Genomic DNA, 17,527 nt, shown 5'->3' with positions numbered 1-17,527 from the left:
GGGCGAGGCTACGCCAGCCGGATCTCGCCGCCCTCGACGGTGATCTCCTTCCCGGGCAGCGGCTTCTTCGCGGGTCCGTGCACCACCGCGCCGTCCCCGACGGCGAACCTGCTGCCGTGGCAGGGGCAGTCGATCGTGCCCTCCGCCACCTTGTTGACCGTGCAGCCGCGGTGAGTGCAGACCGCGCTGAAGGCCTTGAACTCGCCCGTCGTGGGCTGGGTGACCACGATCTTCTTCCCGGCCAGGACCGTGCCGCCGCCGACGGGCACCTCCGAGGTCTTCAGCAGCGCCTCCCCGGGCGTCCCGCTCGCCTCGGCCGGGGCGGACGCGGACGCGGACGGCGGGGCGGACTCCGCCGGGGTGCCGGCCCCCGTCGTCGCGGGCGGGGTGCTCGCGCCCGTACCGCCCCCGTCGTCGTCGGAACCGCAGCCGGCCAGGGTGCCGGTCGCCAGGACCGCCGCACCGGCCGCCATCAGGGCACGGCGGGAGGTGTCTTCACGCATGTTCGCTCCTCGGGTCGTCGCTCAGGTGCAGCATCCTGGCGCGCCCGGGTCCCCAAGAGAAGCACCCGCCGCCGCTTCAGGCGGCGCCGCTCCACGGGACCAGGTCCAGCGGTACGCCGTCCTCGTCGCGCCGCACCTCCCACAGCCTCGCCACCGCCGCCCGGTCGAGGGGTCCGTACACGTGCGGGTAGCGCGCGCCCGCTTCACCCTCCCGGCGGACCTCCGACGTGAGGGCCCGCTCGTCGACCTCCACCGCCAGCAGCGGGCCCGGCACCTGCCGGTAGTACCGGCCGGCGATCTCCAGGACGGTGGGCCGGTCCGCCGAACAGTGCGTGAAACCCTCGGAGTCCAGGGAGGGCGGGGCGTACGGGAGGTCGGGGTCGGCGGACCAGTCGGCGAGCGTGACGAGGTGGAAGATCATGCCCCGGTTGTACCGCAGAGGCGTCCGGGCCGCCGTCCGCCAGGTGGCGGTACGGGGTGGTCCGGGTGACATTGTCCGTGGCCCGGCGGCCGTACGGCCCCGCGGCCCGGTACCGGACCCGCACCGGCGCGGGCTCCGGCCCTCACTCGAAAGGCGTGACCATGGCGGGCAAGGACCTCGGCTCCCTGCTGGGCAGTCTCCTCGGCGGCAATGGCGGCAGCGGCCAGGGCGGCGGTACGGGCAACGTCCTGGGCGCACTGCTCGGCGCCCTCACGGGCGGCAGCGGCCACGGCGCGGGCGGCCAGGGCGCGGGGAACGCGAACGGCAACCCGCTCGGTGCACTGCTGGACATGCTGAGCAGGTCCGGCCTCGTCGACCAGGCGCAGTCCTGGGTCGGCACCGGCGAGAACCAGCCGGTCAGCGGCGCACAGCTGACGGAGGCACTGCCGGACGACGCCCTCCGGAAGGCGGCCGCGGAGGCGGGCGTCTCCCCGGAGGAGGCCGCCGACGAGATCGCCCGCTCCCTGCCCCGGGTCGTCGACCGGCTGACGCCCCAGGGCACCCTCCCGAGCGGCTCGCTGGAGGAGATCATCCGCGCGCAGAACCTGTGAGGCCCTGACGCGGGGCCGCGGGCGCCGGGCCGGCGCCGGCACCCCGGCGGGGCGCTCCCTGCCGCGCCGCCCGCCCGGCGCCCCTCGGCGCGGCAGGCGCCCGGCCGCCGCCCCCGACGCGGCGGCTCCGAGTCCCCTCGGCGCCGCCGTCGGGATGTCCGGCCGCCCGCGCGCCGCCGTCCGTGCGTCCCGGGCACCGGATCGGGGGTCCACCCGTACCCCCTGCCCGCCGTCCGGGCCCCCCGACGGGCAAGATCGTCTCGGTGGGCGGGCGGTCGCGCGCGGCGCGTCACGGGCTGACTACGCTGGACAGCCCAGCCCGCCCCCCGACCAAGGAGCGCCACCCGTGAGAACCGCCGTCGTCATCGGAACCGGACTGATCGGCACCTCCGCGGCGCTCGCCCTCGCCGGACGCGGGGTCACGGTCCACCTCGCCGACCACGACCCCGCCCAGGCCCGCACCGCCGCCGCCCTCGGCGCCGGCACCGACGAGGCCCCCGACGGCCCGGTCGACCTCGCCGTCGTGGCCGTCCCCCCGGCCCACGTCTCCGCGGCCCTCGCCGACGCCATGACCCGCGGCCTCGCCCGCGGCTACGTCGACGTGGCCAGCGTCAAGGGCGGCCCCCGGCGCGAGCTGGAGGCCAAGGGCATCGACCTCACCACCTACATCGGCACCCACCCCATGGCCGGCAAGGAGCAGTCCGGCCCCCTCGCCGCCACCGCGGACCTCTTCGAAGGCCGCCCCTGGGTCCTCACGCCCACCCGCGAGACCGACACCGAGGTCCTCAACCTGGCCCTGGAGCTTGTCGCCCTCTGCCGCGCCGTGCCCGTGGTCATGGACGCCGACGCCCACGACCGGGCCGTCGCCCTCGTCTCGCACACCCCCCAGCTCGTCTCCAGCATGGTCGCCGCCCGCCTGGAGACCGCCGACGAGACCGCCGTACGGCTCTGCGGCGGCGGCATCAGAGACGTCACCCGGATCGCCGCCTCCGACCCCCGCATGTGGGTCGAGATCCTCTCCGCCAACCCCGGCCCCGTCGCCGACGTGCTCTCCGGCATCGCCGCCGACCTCGACGAGACGGTACGGGCCCTGCGCGCCCTGCAGTCCCGCGACGAGGACGAGCGCCGCGAGGGCGCCGCGGACATCGAGGACGTGCTCAGGCGCGGCAACGCCGGCCGCACCCGCGTGCCCGGCAAGCACGGCACCGCCCCCGCCGCGTACGAGACGGTGGCCGTCCTCATCAGCGACCAGCCCGGCGAGCTGGCCCGGATCTTCGCGGACGCCGGCCGGGCCGGCGTCAACATCGAGGACGTGCGCATCGAGCACGCCACCGGCCAGCAGGCCGGCCACGTCCAGCTGATGGTCGAGCCCCGCGCCGTGGTTGCCCTCACCGCAACCCTCCGCGAGAGCGGCTGGGCCCTGCGCCAGCGGTGACCGGTACCGGGGGCGTCCCTCGCCCGCCCGCCGCGGCACCGGGGCCCCGCCGCCACCGCCCGGCGGGGGCCGCCCCGCCGGGCCGGTAACCTTGGAGAGGGGCGTTTTCGCGCGCCCGGACACCGCTCGCGCAACCAGGAAGGTGCAAGACACCGTGGAAACCGCTTCGTCCGCCGTGATCGTCGCCATCGACGGTCCCTCCGGCACGGGCAAGTCCAGCACCTCCAAGGCCGTCGCGGCCAAGCTCGGGCTCTCCTACCTCGACACCGGCGCCCAGTACCGCGCCATCACCTGGTGGATGCTCAGCAACGGCATCGACACCGAGGACCCGCAGGCCATCGCCCTCGCCGCCGCCAAGCCGGTGATCGTCTCGGGCACGGACCCGTCCGCGCCCACCATCACCGTCGACGGCCTCGACGCCTCGGGCCCCATCCGCACCCAGGAGGTCACCTCCAAGGTCAGCGCCGTCAGCGCCGTCCCCGAGGTGCGCGCCCTGATCACCGACCTCCAGCGGACCATCGCCGCCGGCGCCGAGGGCGGCATCGTGGTCGAGGGCCGCGACATCGGCACCACCGTCCTCCCGGACGCCGACCTCAAGGTCTTCCTGACCGCCTCCGCCGAGGCCCGCGCCGCCCGCCGCAGCGGCGAGCTCAAGGGCAAGGAGGCCACCGACCTGGCCACCACCAAGGCCGCCCTGATCAAGCGCGACGCCGCCGACTCCGGCCGCAAGACCTCGCCGCTCGCCAAGGCGGACGACGCCGTCGAGGTCGACACCACCGACCTCACCCTGGACCAGGTCATCGAGTGCGTCGTCACCCTGGTCGAGGAGAAGCGGGCCGCCAAGTGAACGACACGCCCTCTCCCCGGGGAGCGGCGGTCGGACGCCGGATCGGCATCGGCCTCATGTACGGCCTGTGGCGGCCCCGCGTGCTCGGCGCCTGGAAGGTGCCCGCCACCGGACCCGTCATCCTGGCCGTGAACCACGCCCACAACATCGACGGCCCGATGCTCATGGGCACCGCGCCGCGCCCCGTGCACTTCCTGATCAAGAAGGAGGCGTTCGTCGGCCCGCTCGACCCGTTCCTGCGCGGAATCGGTCAGCTCGCCGTGGACCGCACGACCGCCGACCGCACCGCCATCACCCGGGCGCTCGGCGTCCTGGAGACCGGCGGCGTCCTCGGCATCTTCCCCGAGGGCACCCGCGGGGAGGGCGACTTCGCCTCGCTGCGCGCCGGCCTCGCGTACTTCGCGGTCCGCTCCGGCGCACCGATCGTCCCGGTGGCCGTGCTCGGCAGCACCGACCGCCAGGGCCGCCTGATCAAGGCGCTGCCCCCGCTCAAGGGCCGCGTGGACGTCGTCTTCGGAGACGCCTTCGACGCCCAAGAGGGCGTGCGACGGGCGGGCGGCACCGGGCCGCGCACCCGCAAGGCGCTGGACGAGGCCACCGTACGCATCCAGGAGCGGCTGACCGCCCACCTGGAAAACGCCAGGCGCCTCACCGGGCGCTAGGTGAGACTCTCTAAGAGGGAGCGGCTCACCGCCACGACCAAGTAGTGGACCCGCCCCGCGGGTGCCACCGACCACCACGAACGACGAGGAACGGACTTCATGAACGACCAGCACGACCACGGAGCGCTCGGCGACGCCGAGTACGCGGAGTTCATGGAGCTCGCCGCGGAAGAGGGCTTCGACATCGAGGACGTCGAGGACGCCATCGAGGAGGCCGGCCACGGCCCGCTCCCCGTCCTCGCCGTCGTGGGCCGCCCCAACGTCGGCAAGTCGACCCTGGTGAACCGCATCATCGGCCGCCGCGAGGCCGTCGTCGAGGACAAGCCCGGCGTCACCCGCGACCGCGTCACCTACGAGGCCGAATGGGCCGGCCGCCGCTTCAAGGTCGTCGACACCGGCGGCTGGGAGCAGGACGTCCTCGGCCTCGACGCCTCCGTCGCCGCCCAGGCGGAGTACGCCATCGAGGCCGCCGACGCCTGCGTCTTCGTCGTCGACTCCAAGGTCGGCGCCACCGACACCGACGAGGCCGTCGTCAAGCTGCTGCGCCGGGCCGGCAAGCCCGTCGTGCTGTGCGCCAACAAGGTCGACGGCCAGAGCGGCGAGGCCGACGCGGCCGCCCTGTGGTCCCTCGGCCTGGGCATGCCCTACCCGGTCTCCTCGCTGCACGGACGCGGCACCGGCGACATGCTGGACGCCGTCCTGGAGGTCCTCCCCGAGGCCCCGGCACAGACCTTCGGCGGCAGCACCGTCGGCGGCCCCCGCCGCATCGCGCTGATCGGCCGCCCGAACGTCGGCAAGTCCTCGCTCCTCAACAAGGTCGCGCGGGAGGAGCGGGTCGTCGTCAACGAGCTGGCCGGCACCACCCGCGACCCGGTCGACGAGCTGATCGAGCTCGGCGGCGTCACCTGGAAGTTCGTCGACACCGCCGGCATCCGCAAGAAGGTCCACCTCCAGTCGGGCTCCGACTACTACGCCTCGCTGCGCACGGCCGCCGCCGTCGAGAAGGCGGAGGTCGCGGTCATCCTGATCGACACCAGCGAGAAGATCAGCGTCCAGGACCAGCGCATCATCACCATGGCCGTCGAGTCCGGCCGCGCCGTGGTCATCGCGTACAACAAGTGGGACACCCTCGACGAGGAGCGCCGCTACTACCTCGAGCGCGAGATCGAGACCGAGATGCAGCAGGTCTCCTGGGCGCCCCGGGTGAACGTCTCCGCCAAGACCGGCCGCCACATGGAGAAGCTGGTCCCGGCGATCGAGACGGCCCTCGCGGGCTGGGAGACGCGCGTCCCGACCGGCCGCCTCAACGCCTTCCTCGGCGAGATCGTCGCCGCCCACCCCCACCCGATCCGGGGCGGCAAGCAGCCGCGCATCCTGTTCGGCACCCAGGCGGGCACCAAGCCCCCGCGGTTCGTGCTGTTCGCGTCGGGCTTCCTGGAGCACGGCTACCGCCGCTTCGTCGAGCGCCGCCTGCGCGAGGAGTTCGGCTTCGAGGGCACCCCGATCCACATCTCGGTCCGGGTCCGCGAGAAGCGCGGCCAGAAGAAGAAGTAGGCGACGTACGGGCGTACGGGGGGCTCAGACCCCCCGGCGCGGGGCGGGCGGCAGCGCCGCCGGGACGTGGGTTCCGGACTGGTGCTGCCGCCCGCCCGCGTACGCGTACGCGGAACCGTGCCCGCCCGCGTACGAGGGGACCTGCCAGCCGTCGCCCGGCCGGTCCCCGTAGCGGTCGCCGGGCCGGTCTCCGGGCCGGTCGCCCCACGGCGTCCACGGTTCCGCGTACGAGCTCAGGAAGCCCCCGCTGGTGAGCGCACCGAAGCCGGCGAACCCCAGGTCCTCCTCGCCCGTACGGTCGCCCGGCAGCGCCCGGAAGGCCCGCAGGTACTCCGAGCAGAGGGCGTCGTAGATCGGGGTGTGCGAGCCGCCGTGGGGCTCCCGCTCGCGCGCGGGGCGCATCGCGGGGACGTGGCCGTAGCCGTGGCTCTGCTGGCGAGAGGTCTCGTATGAGTGCACGTGCTGCCAACGACCCCCGGGGCCGCTCGGATGCGGGCGCGGCGGCAAAAACGCAGATCGCCGGGGGTACCCGGACCCGAACACGGCCCTGACGTGTACCCCCGGCGCGTCCCGCTCGCCCGTCCCGGGCGACGGATCAGGTGCCTGCGAGCGGCAGCTCGGCCGCCACGAGCAGTCCGGAGGCCGCCGCCTTGTCCAGGGCGTCGCGCAGCAGGTCCTCGCGCGGCTGCTGGCCGATGGAGCCCACCGGCGCGGCGTACACCAGCACCTTCTGCGAGCGGTTGGCGGCGGCCCGCCAGCCCTCGGTGACCGGCAGCGCCTGGTGGGCCTGCCACCAGGCGACCGGGCTGCCCCCGTTCGGGCCCGGCTGGAGCACGGCGTGCAGCTTGCCCATGGCGAGCAGCACCGACCAGCCCGAGAGCGCCGACGGCAGCGAGGCCATGTCGGTGACCGGGACGAAGCCCTGCTCGATCAGCAGCGGGAGGAAGTCGTCGCCGGGACCGGTGGTGCCGGGGCGGGCGATCGGCGCGGTCGGCTCCACCACGAGGGCCGGGTACAGCTCGCCCCCGATGAGGACCAGCCCGCTGGTGATCCCGAGGACGGCCTGGCCGCCCGGCACGCTCTGCGGCACGGCCTGGGCCAGGTCGGGGGAGGGACTGTCGCCGGTGATGCTGCGGACGGCGCCCTGGAGCTGCTCTTCGGAGACCGCCACCACCTGGGAGGGGATGCAGGTGGCGTGGGCGAAGGCGAGCACGGCGGTCTCGTCGCCGACGAACAGCACGGTGCTGGTGCGTTCCCGCTCGGAGTCCCCCGGGGTGCGGCAGGAGGTGCAGTCGTAACTGCCGGGCGCGGTCTCGCCCCGGAGCAGGAGTTCGGCTTCTTCGTCGCCGATCTCGGCGCGTACGTCATCACTGACGTCGAGCATGCGCGGCACGGGGTGACTCCTCGGACTAGACGTGCGTGGCCGGGCGGTTCCCGGCTCTTCCGGTCTCAACGGGGGACCCGCGGCCGGGGTCACGCCGTTCAGGGGAACGGAATCGAACCGGCCGACCACCCGGGTGAACCCGCCACCCGGGTCTTTCCCTTCGGTGCGGTTCCTGGTCGTTGCGGGCCTCTCGCTGTCCGAAGTCGCACGAACGGGTGGCCGACGGGCCTGGGCCGACCGGGTGGGCCGGCGTGACCTCGCCGCGCGGCACGGCGGGCCCCCCGAACGCGGTGCGTAGCGTGACCCGATGCCTCCCCTCCGGAACCTGGCGGCGGTCCTGCTGGCCGCCGCCGCGCTGGCGCTGGTCCCGCCCGCGGCCGTACGGGCCCACGCCGCCGGCCCGGACTCCCGGACCCCGGCCCTGCGTCCCCCGGGTGCGTCCCTCCCGGCGGCCGTGCAGGCACCGCCGCCCCCGGCACCCGGGCCCGCCGGCGTCGGGCACGTCGGCTCGGAGGGCGTGATCGGCACCGGACCCGGCGACTGCGGACCTGGCGGCACCTGGCCCTGGGACTGCCTCGCCGACTGCGAGAGCAGCGGCCGCTGGAACATCAACACCGGCAACGGCTTCTACGGCGGGCTCCAGTTCCGGCAGACCACCTGGGTCCGGTACGGCGGGCAGGCCTACGCGCCCCGCGCCGACCTCGCCACCCGGGCACAGCAGATCAGGGTCGCCGAAGACCTGCTGCCCGAGCAGGGGTGGGAGGCCTGGCCGGTGTGCGCCAAGCGGTACGGGCTGAGCGGGCGCGCCCACGTGGTGCGGGCCGGCGACACCCTGTACTCGGTGGCCCGCAGGTACCGGGTCAAGGGCGGCTGGCAGGAGCTGCACCGGCTCAACTCCGCGCTCATCGGGGCCACTCCGAACGTCCTGCGGATCGGCTGGATCCTGGCCCTTCCGCAGGTCGCGGCAGCAGCGCTGCCACCGGCTCCACCGCCTCAGCGCTGAACGCGACCCGCCCGCGCACGAGTTCGTGCACCAGGACGCCGGGGCGTGCCAAGGCCCGCGGCACCCGCTGCTCGGCGGCCACCACCGTTGCCCCCGCCCGGGCGAGACCGGCGAGCAGCCCGTACGTACGGGCCGCCACCTCCGGGGACATGCCCTGCACCGGCTCGTCGACCAGCACCACCGGGTCCGGGCGGGCACCGGCGGCGAGCAGCGCCCGGGCCACGGCGAGCTGGCGCTGCTCACCGCCCGACAGGGTCGCCGCGGTGCGGGGGAGCAGGGCGGCGAGCGCCGGGTACGCCTCCAGGGCGGCCTCGGGGCCGCCGACGGGGGCGGCCAGGGCGAGGTTCTCGGCCACCGTGAGCGTGCCGTACAGGGCGCGCTCGTCCGGTACGAAGCACAGGCCGCGGCGCGCCCGGTCGTGGGCCCGCATCCGCGTCACGTCCTCGCCCCGCCAGTGCACCGTGCCGGCCGCGACCGGCACCGCGCCCGCCAGGGCCCGCAGGACGGAGGTGCGGCCGGATCCGTTCCGGCCGACGAGGAGCGTGAGGGTGGCGGCGGGGAGGGCCAGGTCCACGCCGTGCAGGGCCTCCAGGGGGCCGTAGCGCACCTTCACACCTGACATTGCAATGTCAACGGTCATGCGGCGTCCAGGAGGGGAGCAGCTCGGGGCGGAGCACACCGGCCTCCATGCGGTGGACGGTGTCGGCGAGCCGGGCCACCAGGTCGAGGTCGTGCTCGATGAGGAGCAGCGCCGTACCGTCGGCGGCCAGGGCGTGCAGGACGCGGGCGAGGGCCTCGACCTCGGCCGTGTCGAGGCCGGCGGCCGGCTCGTCGAGCAGCAGCACCTGGGGGTCCGCCGCGAGGGCCCGGGCCAGCTCCACCCGCCGCAGCGCCCCGGTGGGCAGCCCCGCGGCGGGGGCGCGGCGCACCGGGCCGTCGAGGTCCAGCAGCCGCAGGGCCCGCTCGACCGACCGGGGGGCCGGGCGGTGGCCCTGCTCGGCGCCGACGCGGACGTTCTCCTCGACGGTGAGGGAACCGAACACGGCCGGCTGCTGGAAGGAACGCACCAGCCCCAGGCGCGCACGCGCGTACGCGGGCAGCCGGGTGACGTCCCGTCCGCCCAGCAGCACCCGGCCGCCGCTGGGCCGCAGCGTGCCGGCCAGGCAGTGGAAGAGGGTGCTCTTCCCCGCCCCGTTCGCCCCCACCACACCCGTCACCCGCCCGGCCGGCACGGCCAGGTCGACCCCGCGCAGCACGTGGTACCCCCCGTAGTGCGCGTGCAGCGCCTCGGCCCGCAGGACGTCACCCCGGCCGCCCGGCCCCGGCGCGACGTGCCGCTCCACGCCGGCCGGGGCCCCCGGGCCCCGCGGGTCGGGTGTTCCGCGGGGGCGGGCCCGTTGAGTGGCGGGCGCCGTGCGGACGGCCGGGCCCGGGCCGGCCGGCGGCGGAGCCGGGCCCGTGCCCTGCGGGGCCAGCCCCTCCCCGCCCTTCTCCCGTTCACCCGGGCTCCGCCCCGGAACGGCAGTGGGGCTCCCCGGCGGTTCGCCCGGCTCGCGTTCCGGGGCCTGCGCGGGGGAGGGGCGTGCCGGTGGGGCGGTCGCGGTGGGTGTGCGGGGAGCGTGCGGCGCCGGGGCGCGGCCTTCGGGCCCGGGTTCGGCCGGGGGGCCAGGGGTGGGCGCCCGAGCGGTTCGGGGTGCCGGCGCCGGCGTGGCTGAGCGGGGCGCCAGGAGTCCGGCGAGGCCCGTCGGGAAGCGCCCGATCAGGGTGGCCAGCAGCCCGATCGCGGCGGCCGCGACACCGCCCCGGGCACCGGCGTCCAGGCCGACCAGCAGCGCGGCGGCCAGCAGCGCGCCCAGCATGCTGTCCGCGCCCACGACCACCACCGCGGCGAACCACAGCAGCCCCCGCACCGGGTCGAAGGCCTCCGGGTCGAAGGCCCGCACCCCCATCCCCAGCATCCCGCCGCCCAGCGCGGCCAGCGCGGCGCCGACGGCGAAGGCCCCCAGCTTCAGCCGGTCCACGGCCACCCCCGCCGCCCCCGCGCCCGCCGGATGGTCCCGCATCGCGGCGAGCCCCCGCCCGGTCCGCCCCCGCCGCAGCGCCCCCACCGCCACCAGGGCCCCCGCCAGCAGCACCAGCTCCAGGGCGTAGTACGCGCGGTCCTCGGCGAAGCCGGCCGGGCGGCCCAGGTCCAGTCCGGCGGTGGCGTACGGCTGGGCGAAGACGAACCGGCTCACGGCCACCCCGACCGCCAGGGTGGCCAGGGCCAGCGCCAGCCCGTGGCGCCGGATCGCGGGCCACCCGGTCAGCAGCCCGAGCGGCGCCACCAGCAGCACGGCGAGGGCGAGCGCGGCCGGCTCCGGCACGGCGGGCAGCCCGGGGAACCGCCCGGCGGCCAGCAGCGCGGTGAACAGCGCCCCCAGCCCCGCGTACGCCGCCTGCCCCAGCGAGATCTGACCCCCGCGCCCCGTGACCACCACCAGCGACAGCAGCACCACGGCCAGGGCCGGCACCCGTACGGCGGTCTGGAGGTCGGCCCCGCCGAACCCCAGCGGCAGCAGGAACAGCAACCCGGCCGCGAACCACACGAGCGGCGCCCGGCCCCCCACCCGCCATCCGCCGCCGGCACCCGCCGGCCCCGCCGCCCCGCGCTCCGGCGCCTCCCCCGCGGGCACCGGCACCAGCAGCGTCGCCGCGAGCAGGGCCAGCACGAACAGGTTCGCCGCCACCGCCCCCAGCAGCGGCGCGGCCCAGCCCTCCGGATGGAACCGCGTCAGCTGGGCCTGCGCCACCCCCAGGGCCAGCGCGGCCAGGATCGCCACGGGCAGGCTCCGCATCCGGGCCAGCACGGCGACCGCCACCACCTCCAGTACCAGCAGTGGCAGCCCGTACGGGTCCAGCCGCACGTACGGGGCCAGCAGCACCCCCGTCAGCCCCGCCGTGAACGACCCGAAGGCCCAGCCCACCGCGGCCACCCGGTCGGCGTCGATGCCGCCGAGCGCGGCCAGCGCCCGGTTGTCCACCACGGCCCGCAGCGACCGCCCGAAGCGCGTACGCCGGGTCACCACCGCCACCAGCAGCGCGACCAGCACCGCCGCCGCCAGCTGGGACCACGGCTCGCCGCCGACCGGCACCGGCGCGTCGTCCCGCGCCCCCGGCCCCCACACCAGCACGGCCGCCCCGACCAGCAGCACGAACACCCCGATGGAGGCCACCAGCGTCAGGTCGGGGCCGGCGCCCCGCACCGCCAGCGGCCGGAACACGGCCCGGTCCAGCAGCAGCCCGATCCCGGGCGCGACCAGCAGCAGCGTGACCGCCCCCGCGGCCGGCACCGGCCAGTGCCACTCCACCGCCAGCTGGCGCATCACGTACGCGCACACCATCGCCACGGCACCGTGCGCGAGGTTCAGCACCCCGGTGGCCCGGTAGGTGACGATCAGCCCGATCCCGGTGAGCGCGGCGGCACTGCCGACCGCCAGCCCGGCCAGCGTCAGCTCGTACGTCAGCGAGGCCACGACGGCTCGCACACCGGGCACGGCGTCAGATCCGCGCCGGCCGCCTCCTCCGCGTCCGGACGGCCGTCCACCAGCGGGCAGTCGGGCCGGTGGGCCAGCGTCCCGCCGGGCACCCGCAGCGGCGGCCCATCGGAGGACGCCAAGGCCCCTGAGGCCAATGCCCCGGACAGCCCAGGCCCGGACGCCACCGCCCCCGACCCGGAGGACCTCGCCCCGGACCCGAACGGCACCGCCCCGTCCCGCTCCTGACGGCCGTCCGGCAGCGGAACCGGAACCCGGTCCGCCGCCCCGCCCCGCACCAGCACCGCCGCCAGCAGGACCGCGCCCGCCACCACCAGCGCGGCCCCCGGCACCGTGCACGAGGCCAGGTAGGGCAGCTGCCGTTCGGCGTACCGCTCGCCGGAGATCCCGTACCACCCCAGCACGCACAGCAGCGCCCCGCAGACCAGGGCCCCCACGGCGGCCCACAGCGCCGGGCGCGGAGCGTCCCGCATCGGCAACCCCCTCGACGGTGGTGCGCACCGGCCCCGGAGGACCGGACGGCGGCTGGTTTCTTGCACTATGCCCGGAAGCGTCAGACCCTGGAAGCATCGAGCCGAACGGCTCGCTCGGACACCGGTGGTGAGCCAGATGGTCCTGGGCAGACACTCTCGTATCGCGGCGCTCGCCGCGGCGGCGGTCCTCGTGCTGACCCCCGCCGCGGTCGGATGCTCCGACGACGGCGGCAACGGCGTTGCCACGCCGGGCACGCCGAGCGTGGCGGCCCCCACGCCGACCGGCCCGTCCGGCCCCGCCGACCCCGCCGCGGCCGAGGCGGAGGTCACCAGGAACTGGGTGGCGTTCTTCGACCCGAAGACCCCCACCGAGGAGAAGGTCAAGCTGCTGGAGAACGGCGAGACCCTGCAGCCCGTGCTGCTCGCCATGCGCGCCGATCCCAACGCGCAGAAGACCTCGGCCAAGGTGACGAAGGTCGAGTTCACCTCGCCCACCGAGGCCGCCGTGACGTACGACCTGCTGGTCGGCGGCACCCCGGCCCTGACCGCCTCCAAGGGCACCTCCGTCCACGTGGACCAGGTCTGGAAGGTGTCCGCCAAGACGCTGTGCGCGCTGATCCAGCTCAGCGGCGACACGTCCGTGCCGGGCTGCTGACGCCCTTGCCCCCGCGCCGGGCCGACGTACGTCGGACCGCTCGGCACCTGCTGCTCGCCGCCGTCCTCGCGCTGAGCGCGGCCTGCGGCAGCCGGCTGCCCGAGAGCGCCTTCGAAGGGCGGGGCCCCACTCCGCCGTCGGCCGCCGCCACCGGCGCGCCGGTCCGCGTCGGCCTGATCGCCAGCGTCACCAGCCCGGTCGGGGGCGACGCGTTCACCGGTCCCGGCGAGGGCGCCAACGCGTACTTCGCCGCCCTCAACGCGCAGGGCGGCCTCGGCGGGCGCCCCGTCGAGGTGGTCACCTGCGACGACGGCGGCAGCGGCATCGGCAACAACGAGTGCGTTCACGAACTCCTCGACGAACGCCAGGTGTTCGCCCTGGTCGCCACCACCGCCCTCGACTACGCCGGCGCCCCGCTCGTCAGCCGGGCCGGCGTCCCCGACATCGGGGGACAGCCCATCGGACCCGCCTACGACACCTACCCGCACCTGTACGGGATCTACGGCAGCCAGGCCCCCCGCACCGGCACCGCCCCCGGCTGGAACGGCACCCTCTACGGCGGCACCGAGGTCTACCGGTACTTCAAACAGACCCAGGGCGCCCGCAGCGCCGCCGTGGTCGCCTACAACCAGGCCGCCTCCGCCGCGTACGCCCGGCTGGTCACCGAGGGCCTGAAGGCCGAGGGCTACACCGTGGTCCAGGAACAGGTGGACTTCGCACTGCCCAACTTCCGTGCGGTGGCGGCCGATCTGAAGGCCCGCGGCGTGGACCTGGTCTTCGACGCGCTCGACAGCCACGGCAACGCCCGCCTGTGCGAGGCGATGGACGCGGCCGGGGTCGACGTCACCGCCAAGGTCACCAACGTGCAGAACTGGAACGACACCGTCGGGCGTGACTACGCCGCCGCCCCGCGCTGCCGCAACTCCCTCTGGGCGACCGGCTCCAGCCGCAACCACGCCGAGGCGGGCCACCCCGCGGTGCGCGAGTTCCGCGCCGCCATGGGCGACCGGCCGCTGTCCCAGTGGCAGCTGGAGGGCTGGGCCGCCGCCATGTGGTTCACCGACGCGGCCCGCTCCTGCCTGCCGGACCTCACCCGCGCGTGCGTCGAGCGCTTCATGGACCGCCCCGAGCCCTACACCGCCCGGGGCCTGCTCCTGCCTGCCTCGTACGTGCCCTCCGCCACGCCCCCCGAGGAGCGCCGCACCTGCCTGTCCGTGGCCCGCTGGCAGGACGGCAGGACCTGGGTGGACCAGGGCCCCGACATGACCGCCAACTGCTTCGTCGTCCCGCAGCTCCCGTACCGGCCCTGACCGCAGCTCCCGTACCGCCCCTGACCGCAGCTCCCGTACCGGCCCTGACCGCAGCTCCCGTAACGCCCCCCGGCCGCGGCGTCCCTCCCGCCCGCCGCTCCCGTACCGGCCCCGGCCGCGCCCCGGCGGCGCGCTGGCAGACTCGGCCCATGCTCGAGACCTCCGCACGACTGCTGCGCCTGCTCTCCCTGTTGCAGGCCCACCGCGAATGGACCGGCGCCGACCTGGCCGAGCGGCTCGGCGTCACGCCGCGCACGGTCCGCCGGGACGTGGACCGGCTGCGGGAGCTCGGCTACCCGGTCAACGCCAGCCCCGGCACCGGCGGCGGCTACCAGCTGGGCGCGGGCGCCGAGCTGCCGCCGCTGTTGCTCGACGACGACGAGGCGGTGGCCGTGGCGGTGGGGCTGCGCACCGCCGCCGGGAACGGTGTCGAGGGCATCGGCGAGGCCTCCGTACGGGCCCTGGCCAAGCTGGAGCAGGTGCTGCCCGGGCGGCTGCGGCGGCGGGTGTCGGCCCTCAACGAGTTCACGGTGCCCATGCTCAGGGCGCCCGGCGGGCCGGCCGTCGACGCCTCCGTGCTGACCGACCTCGCCGCGGTGTGCCGGGACGGCGAGCGGCTGCGCTTCCTCTACCGGGACCACCGGGGCGAGACCAGCCGTCGCACCGTCGAACCGCACCGGCTGGTGTGCACCGAGCGCCGCTGGTACCTGGTGGCCTGGGACGTGGACCGGGACGACTGGCGGACCTTCCGCGCCGACCGGATCGAGCCGAGGCCGCCGCACGGCCCCCGGTTCCCCCCGCGCACCCCGCCCGCCGAGGACCTGGCCGCGTACGTGTCGGAAGGCGTCTCCCGGCGGGCCTACGCCGCCCGCGCGGTGCTGCGGCTGCTCGTGCCGGCCGAGGAGGCGGCCCGTACCGTCTCGCCCTCGGACGGCGTACTGGAACCGGTCGACGCCCACAGCTGCCTGCTGCACACCGGGGCGGCGGCGCTCGACGTGCTGGTGATCCACGTGCTGATGATGGGCTTCGAGTTCGAGGTGGTGGAGCCGCCGGAGCTGGCCGGCCGGATCAGGGCCGCCCGGGACCTGCTGGGCCGGGCGGCGGAGCGGAGCCGGGAGCGGGGTCCGGGGCGGGAGCCGGACCTGGCGTGAGCGCGGCCTCCGCTGCGGCGATGTCGGGGTGGTGCAGGTCGAAGGCCGGGGACTCGGAGCGGATCCGGGGCAGGGCGCGGAAGTTGTGGCGGGGCGGCGGACAGGAGGTCGCCCATTCCAGTGACCTTCCGAAGCCCCACGGGTCGTCGACCGTGACCCGCTCGCCCTCGTGCCGGGTCTTCCAGACGTTGTAGAGGAACGGCAGCGTGGAGAGCCCGAGCAGCAGGGCGCCGACGGTCGACACGGTGTTGAGCGCGGTGAACCCGTCGGCGGCCAGGTAGTCGGAGTACCGGCGGGGCATCCCCTCGGCACCGAGCCAGTGCTGCACCAGGAAGGTGGTGTGGAAGCCGATGAACAGCGTCCAGAAGTGGATCTTCCCGAGCCGTTCGTCGAGCAGTCTGCCGGTGAGCTTGGGCCACCAGAAGTAGAAGCCCGCGAACATCGCGAAGACCACGGTGCCGAAGACCACGTAGTGGAAGTGGGCGACGACGAAGTACGAGTCGGTGACGTGGAAGTCCATCGGCGGCGAGGCCAGGATCACGCCGGTCAGCCCGCCGAAGAGGAAGCTGACCAGGAAGCCGACGGCCCACAGCATGGGCGTCTCGAAGGACAGCGAGCCCCCCAGCATCGTCCCGGTCCAGTTGAAGAACTTCACGCCCGTCGGCACGGCGATCAGGAAGGACATGAACGAGAAGAAGGGCAGCAGCACGGCGCCGGTGGCGAACATGTGGTGTGCCCAGACCACGACGGACAGGCCGGTGATCGTCATGGTGGCGGCGACCAGGGTCAGGTAGCCGAACACCGGTTTCCGGGAGAACACCGGAATGATCTCGGTGATGATTCCGAAGAACGGCAGGGCGATGATGTAGACCTCGGGATGGCCGAAGAACCAGAAGAGGTGCTGCCAGAGCAGCGCGCCGCCGTTGCCGGCGTCGAAGACCACCGAGCCGAACCGCCGGTCCGCCTCCAGGCAGAGCAGCGCGGCGGCGAGCACCGGGAACGCGAAGAGCACCAGGATCGAGGTGAACAGCACGTTCCAGGTGAAGATCGGCAGCCGGAACATGGTCATCCCGGGGGCGCGCATGCCCACGATCGTGGTCACGAAGTTCACGGCGCCGAGGATGGTGCCGAACCCGGAGAGCGCCAGCCCCATGATCCACATGTCGGCGCCGATCCCCGGGGAGCGTTCCAGGCTGTTCAGCGGGGCGTACGCGAACCAGCCGAAGGCGGCCGGCCCGCTCGGGGTGAGCAGCGAGCCGAGCACGATCAGTCCGCCGAACAGGAAGAGCCAGTACGAGAGCATGTTCAGGCGGGGGAACGCCACGTCGGGCGAGCCGATCTGGAGCGGCATGATCTCGTTGGCGAACCCGGCGAAGGTGGGGGTCGCGAAGAGCAGCAGCATGATCGTGCCGTGCAGCGTGAAGAGCTGGTTGAACTGGTTGTTCGTCATCAGCTGGAGACCGGGCCTGGCGAGTTCCGCCCGCATCATCAGGGCCATCACGCCGGCCATCAGGAAGAAGACGAACGACGTGACCAGGTAGAGGTGCCCGATCTTCTTGTGGTCGGTGGTGGTCAGCCAGTCGACCACGATCCTGCCCGGCCGGGGCTTGTCTGCCGGTGCGGCCGCGGCCGCGGCGGTTTCCGTCCCCATCGCGGGTCCCCTCGCTGTCCGTCGTGCTGCGGATCGGGCATCAGGCTCAGGCCATGATGCTGGCAGCAGGTCCGCGGGAACAGGGCGCCAACGCGCCGGTCCGGCCGGGCCGGGACGGGGATCGCGCCGGCCCGGGCGGAGAGGGCACGGGCTTGTGGAGAAACCATGGACATTCCATGGAGCGTCAGTTCCCGGGCGGGGCGCGGCGCGCGGAATGGGGCCCCGGGAATTGCCTCGCGGGGGCCGGGAATTCGAAGGCCATTCGGGCCGTCTCGGGGCGGCACGGAATGGGGAGGCGGAACCCTCCGTGACCGCCGTTCAGAGCGGGGGA

General features: G+C 75.1%; 15 protein-coding genes and 2 pseudogenes. 9 read left to right on the top strand and 8 right to left on the bottom strand.

Annotated features, from left to right (window positions below):
- Positions 1 to 8: 8 nt before the first annotated feature.
- Positions 9 to 503 carry a Rieske (2Fe-2S) protein gene (locus ACIF6F_RS32145; RefSeq protein WP_399955089.1) on the bottom strand — a complete coding sequence of 165 codons (495 nt, stop codon included), beginning with the start codon at positions 501 to 503 and terminating at the stop codon, positions 9 to 11.
- Between the two features lie 76 nt (positions 504 to 579).
- Entirely contained in the window at positions 580 to 924 is a 345-nt protein-coding gene (locus tag ACIF6F_RS32140; RefSeq protein ID WP_399955086.1) for a DUF952 domain-containing protein, read from the bottom strand.
- 161 nt (positions 925 to 1,085) lie between these two features.
- Between ACIF6F_RS32140 and ACIF6F_RS32135 the strand changes: the two genes are divergently transcribed.
- The 5 genes from ACIF6F_RS32135 to der all read left to right on the top strand — a co-directional run bounded on the left by ACIF6F_RS32135 (position 1,086) and on the right by der (position 6,033).
- Positions 1,086 to 1,535, top strand: coding sequence for a YidB family protein (locus tag ACIF6F_RS32135; RefSeq protein ID WP_399955083.1), 450 nt, complete (start codon positions 1,086 to 1,088; stop codon positions 1,533 to 1,535).
- Between the two features lie 346 nt (positions 1,536 to 1,881).
- Positions 1,882 to 2,970: a prephenate dehydrogenase gene (locus ACIF6F_RS32130; protein WP_399955080.1), complete on the top strand. Its 1,089-nt coding sequence runs from the start codon at positions 1,882 to 1,884 to the stop codon at positions 2,968 to 2,970.
- Between the two features lie 142 nt (positions 2,971 to 3,112).
- Positions 3,113 to 3,817 carry a (d)CMP kinase gene (gene cmk, locus ACIF6F_RS32125; protein ID WP_399955077.1) on the top strand — a complete coding sequence of 235 codons (705 nt, stop codon included), beginning with the start codon at positions 3,113 to 3,115 and terminating at the stop codon, positions 3,815 to 3,817.
- Positions 3,775 to 4,479: a lysophospholipid acyltransferase family protein gene (locus tag ACIF6F_RS32120; protein ID WP_399955073.1), complete on the top strand. Its 705-nt coding sequence runs from the start codon at positions 3,775 to 3,777 to the stop codon at positions 4,477 to 4,479. Before cmk ends, ACIF6F_RS32120 begins: the two co-directional genes overlap by 43 nt.
- Positions 4,480 to 4,578: 99 nt before the next feature.
- Entirely contained in the window at positions 4,579 to 6,033 is a 1,455-nt protein-coding gene (gene der / locus ACIF6F_RS32115; protein ID WP_399955070.1) for a ribosome biogenesis GTPase Der, read from the top strand.
- Between the two features lie 24 nt (positions 6,034 to 6,057).
- On the opposite strand, the gene ACIF6F_RS32110 is transcribed toward der, so the two are convergent.
- Together ACIF6F_RS32110 and ACIF6F_RS32105 are read right to left on the bottom strand one after the other, a co-directional pair.
- Positions 6,058 to 6,492, bottom strand: coding sequence for a hypothetical protein (locus ACIF6F_RS32110; protein WP_399955067.1), 435 nt, complete (start codon positions 6,490 to 6,492; stop codon positions 6,058 to 6,060).
- A gap of 136 nt (positions 6,493 to 6,628) precedes the next feature.
- Entirely contained in the window at positions 6,629 to 7,426 is a 798-nt protein-coding gene (locus ACIF6F_RS32105) for a hypothetical protein (protein ID WP_399955064.1), read from the bottom strand.
- A 298-nt stretch (positions 7,427 to 7,724) separates the two neighbouring features.
- Between ACIF6F_RS32105 and ACIF6F_RS32100 the strand changes: the two genes are divergently transcribed.
- Positions 7,725 to 8,420, top strand: a complete 696-nt coding sequence (locus ACIF6F_RS32100; RefSeq protein WP_399955061.1) for a transglycosylase family protein — start codon at positions 7,725 to 7,727, stop codon at positions 8,418 to 8,420.
- On the opposite strand, the gene ACIF6F_RS32095 is transcribed toward ACIF6F_RS32100, so the two are convergent.
- From ACIF6F_RS32095 to ACIF6F_RS32085, 3 genes are read right to left on the bottom strand one after another with little or no spacing between them, the layout of a single operon-like run.
- A complete protein-coding gene (locus ACIF6F_RS32095) occupies positions 8,320 to 9,060 on the bottom strand; it encodes an ATP-binding cassette domain-containing protein (RefSeq protein ID WP_399955058.1) in 741 nt (246 codons plus the stop codon). The genes ACIF6F_RS32100 and ACIF6F_RS32095 overlap by 101 nt on opposite strands.
- A complete protein-coding gene (locus ACIF6F_RS32090; protein ID WP_399955180.1) occupies positions 9,050 to 11,935 on the bottom strand; it encodes an ATP-binding cassette domain-containing protein in 2,886 nt (961 codons plus the stop codon). Before ACIF6F_RS32090 ends, ACIF6F_RS32095 begins: the two co-directional genes overlap by 11 nt.
- On the bottom strand, positions 11,923 to 12,429 hold the full coding sequence (locus ACIF6F_RS32085; protein WP_399955055.1) for a hypothetical protein: 507 nt from the start codon (positions 12,427 to 12,429) through the stop codon (positions 11,923 to 11,925). Before ACIF6F_RS32085 ends, ACIF6F_RS32090 begins: the two co-directional genes overlap by 13 nt.
- Positions 12,430 to 12,565: 136 nt before the next feature.
- Between ACIF6F_RS32085 and ACIF6F_RS32080 the strand changes: the two genes are divergently transcribed.
- The 3 genes and pseudogenes from ACIF6F_RS32080 to ACIF6F_RS32070 form a co-directional block, all read left to right on the top strand.
- Positions 12,566 to 13,084 (top strand): hypothetical protein, encoded by a 519-nt coding sequence (locus ACIF6F_RS32080; protein WP_399955177.1) that lies wholly within the window; start codon positions 12,566 to 12,568, stop codon positions 13,082 to 13,084.
- A 5-nt stretch (positions 13,085 to 13,089) separates the two neighbouring features.
- Positions 13,090 to 14,394, top strand: coding sequence for an ABC transporter substrate-binding protein (locus ACIF6F_RS32075; protein WP_399955052.1), 1,305 nt, complete (start codon positions 13,090 to 13,092; stop codon positions 14,392 to 14,394).
- Between the two features lie 149 nt (positions 14,395 to 14,543).
- Positions 14,544 to 15,620 (top strand): annotated as a pseudogene (locus ACIF6F_RS32070) (helix-turn-helix transcriptional regulator); the annotation flags it as partial.
- A 49-nt stretch (positions 15,621 to 15,669) separates the two neighbouring features.
- On the opposite strand, the pseudogene ACIF6F_RS32065 reads toward ACIF6F_RS32070, so the two are convergent.
- Positions 15,670 to 17,196: pseudogene (locus ACIF6F_RS32065) on the bottom strand (cbb3-type cytochrome c oxidase subunit I); the annotation flags it as partial.
- Between the last annotated feature and the right edge of the window lie 331 nt (positions 17,197 to 17,527).

Origin of the sequence: Streptomyces sp. NPDC086023 (genome assembly GCF_044540325.1) — a bacterium.
Taxonomy (GTDB): domain Bacteria; phylum Actinomycetota; class Actinomycetes; order Streptomycetales; family Streptomycetaceae; genus Streptomyces.
The sequence above is the reverse complement of the archived record's forward strand: the minus strand, read 5'-3'. Positions and strand labels throughout refer to the sequence as shown.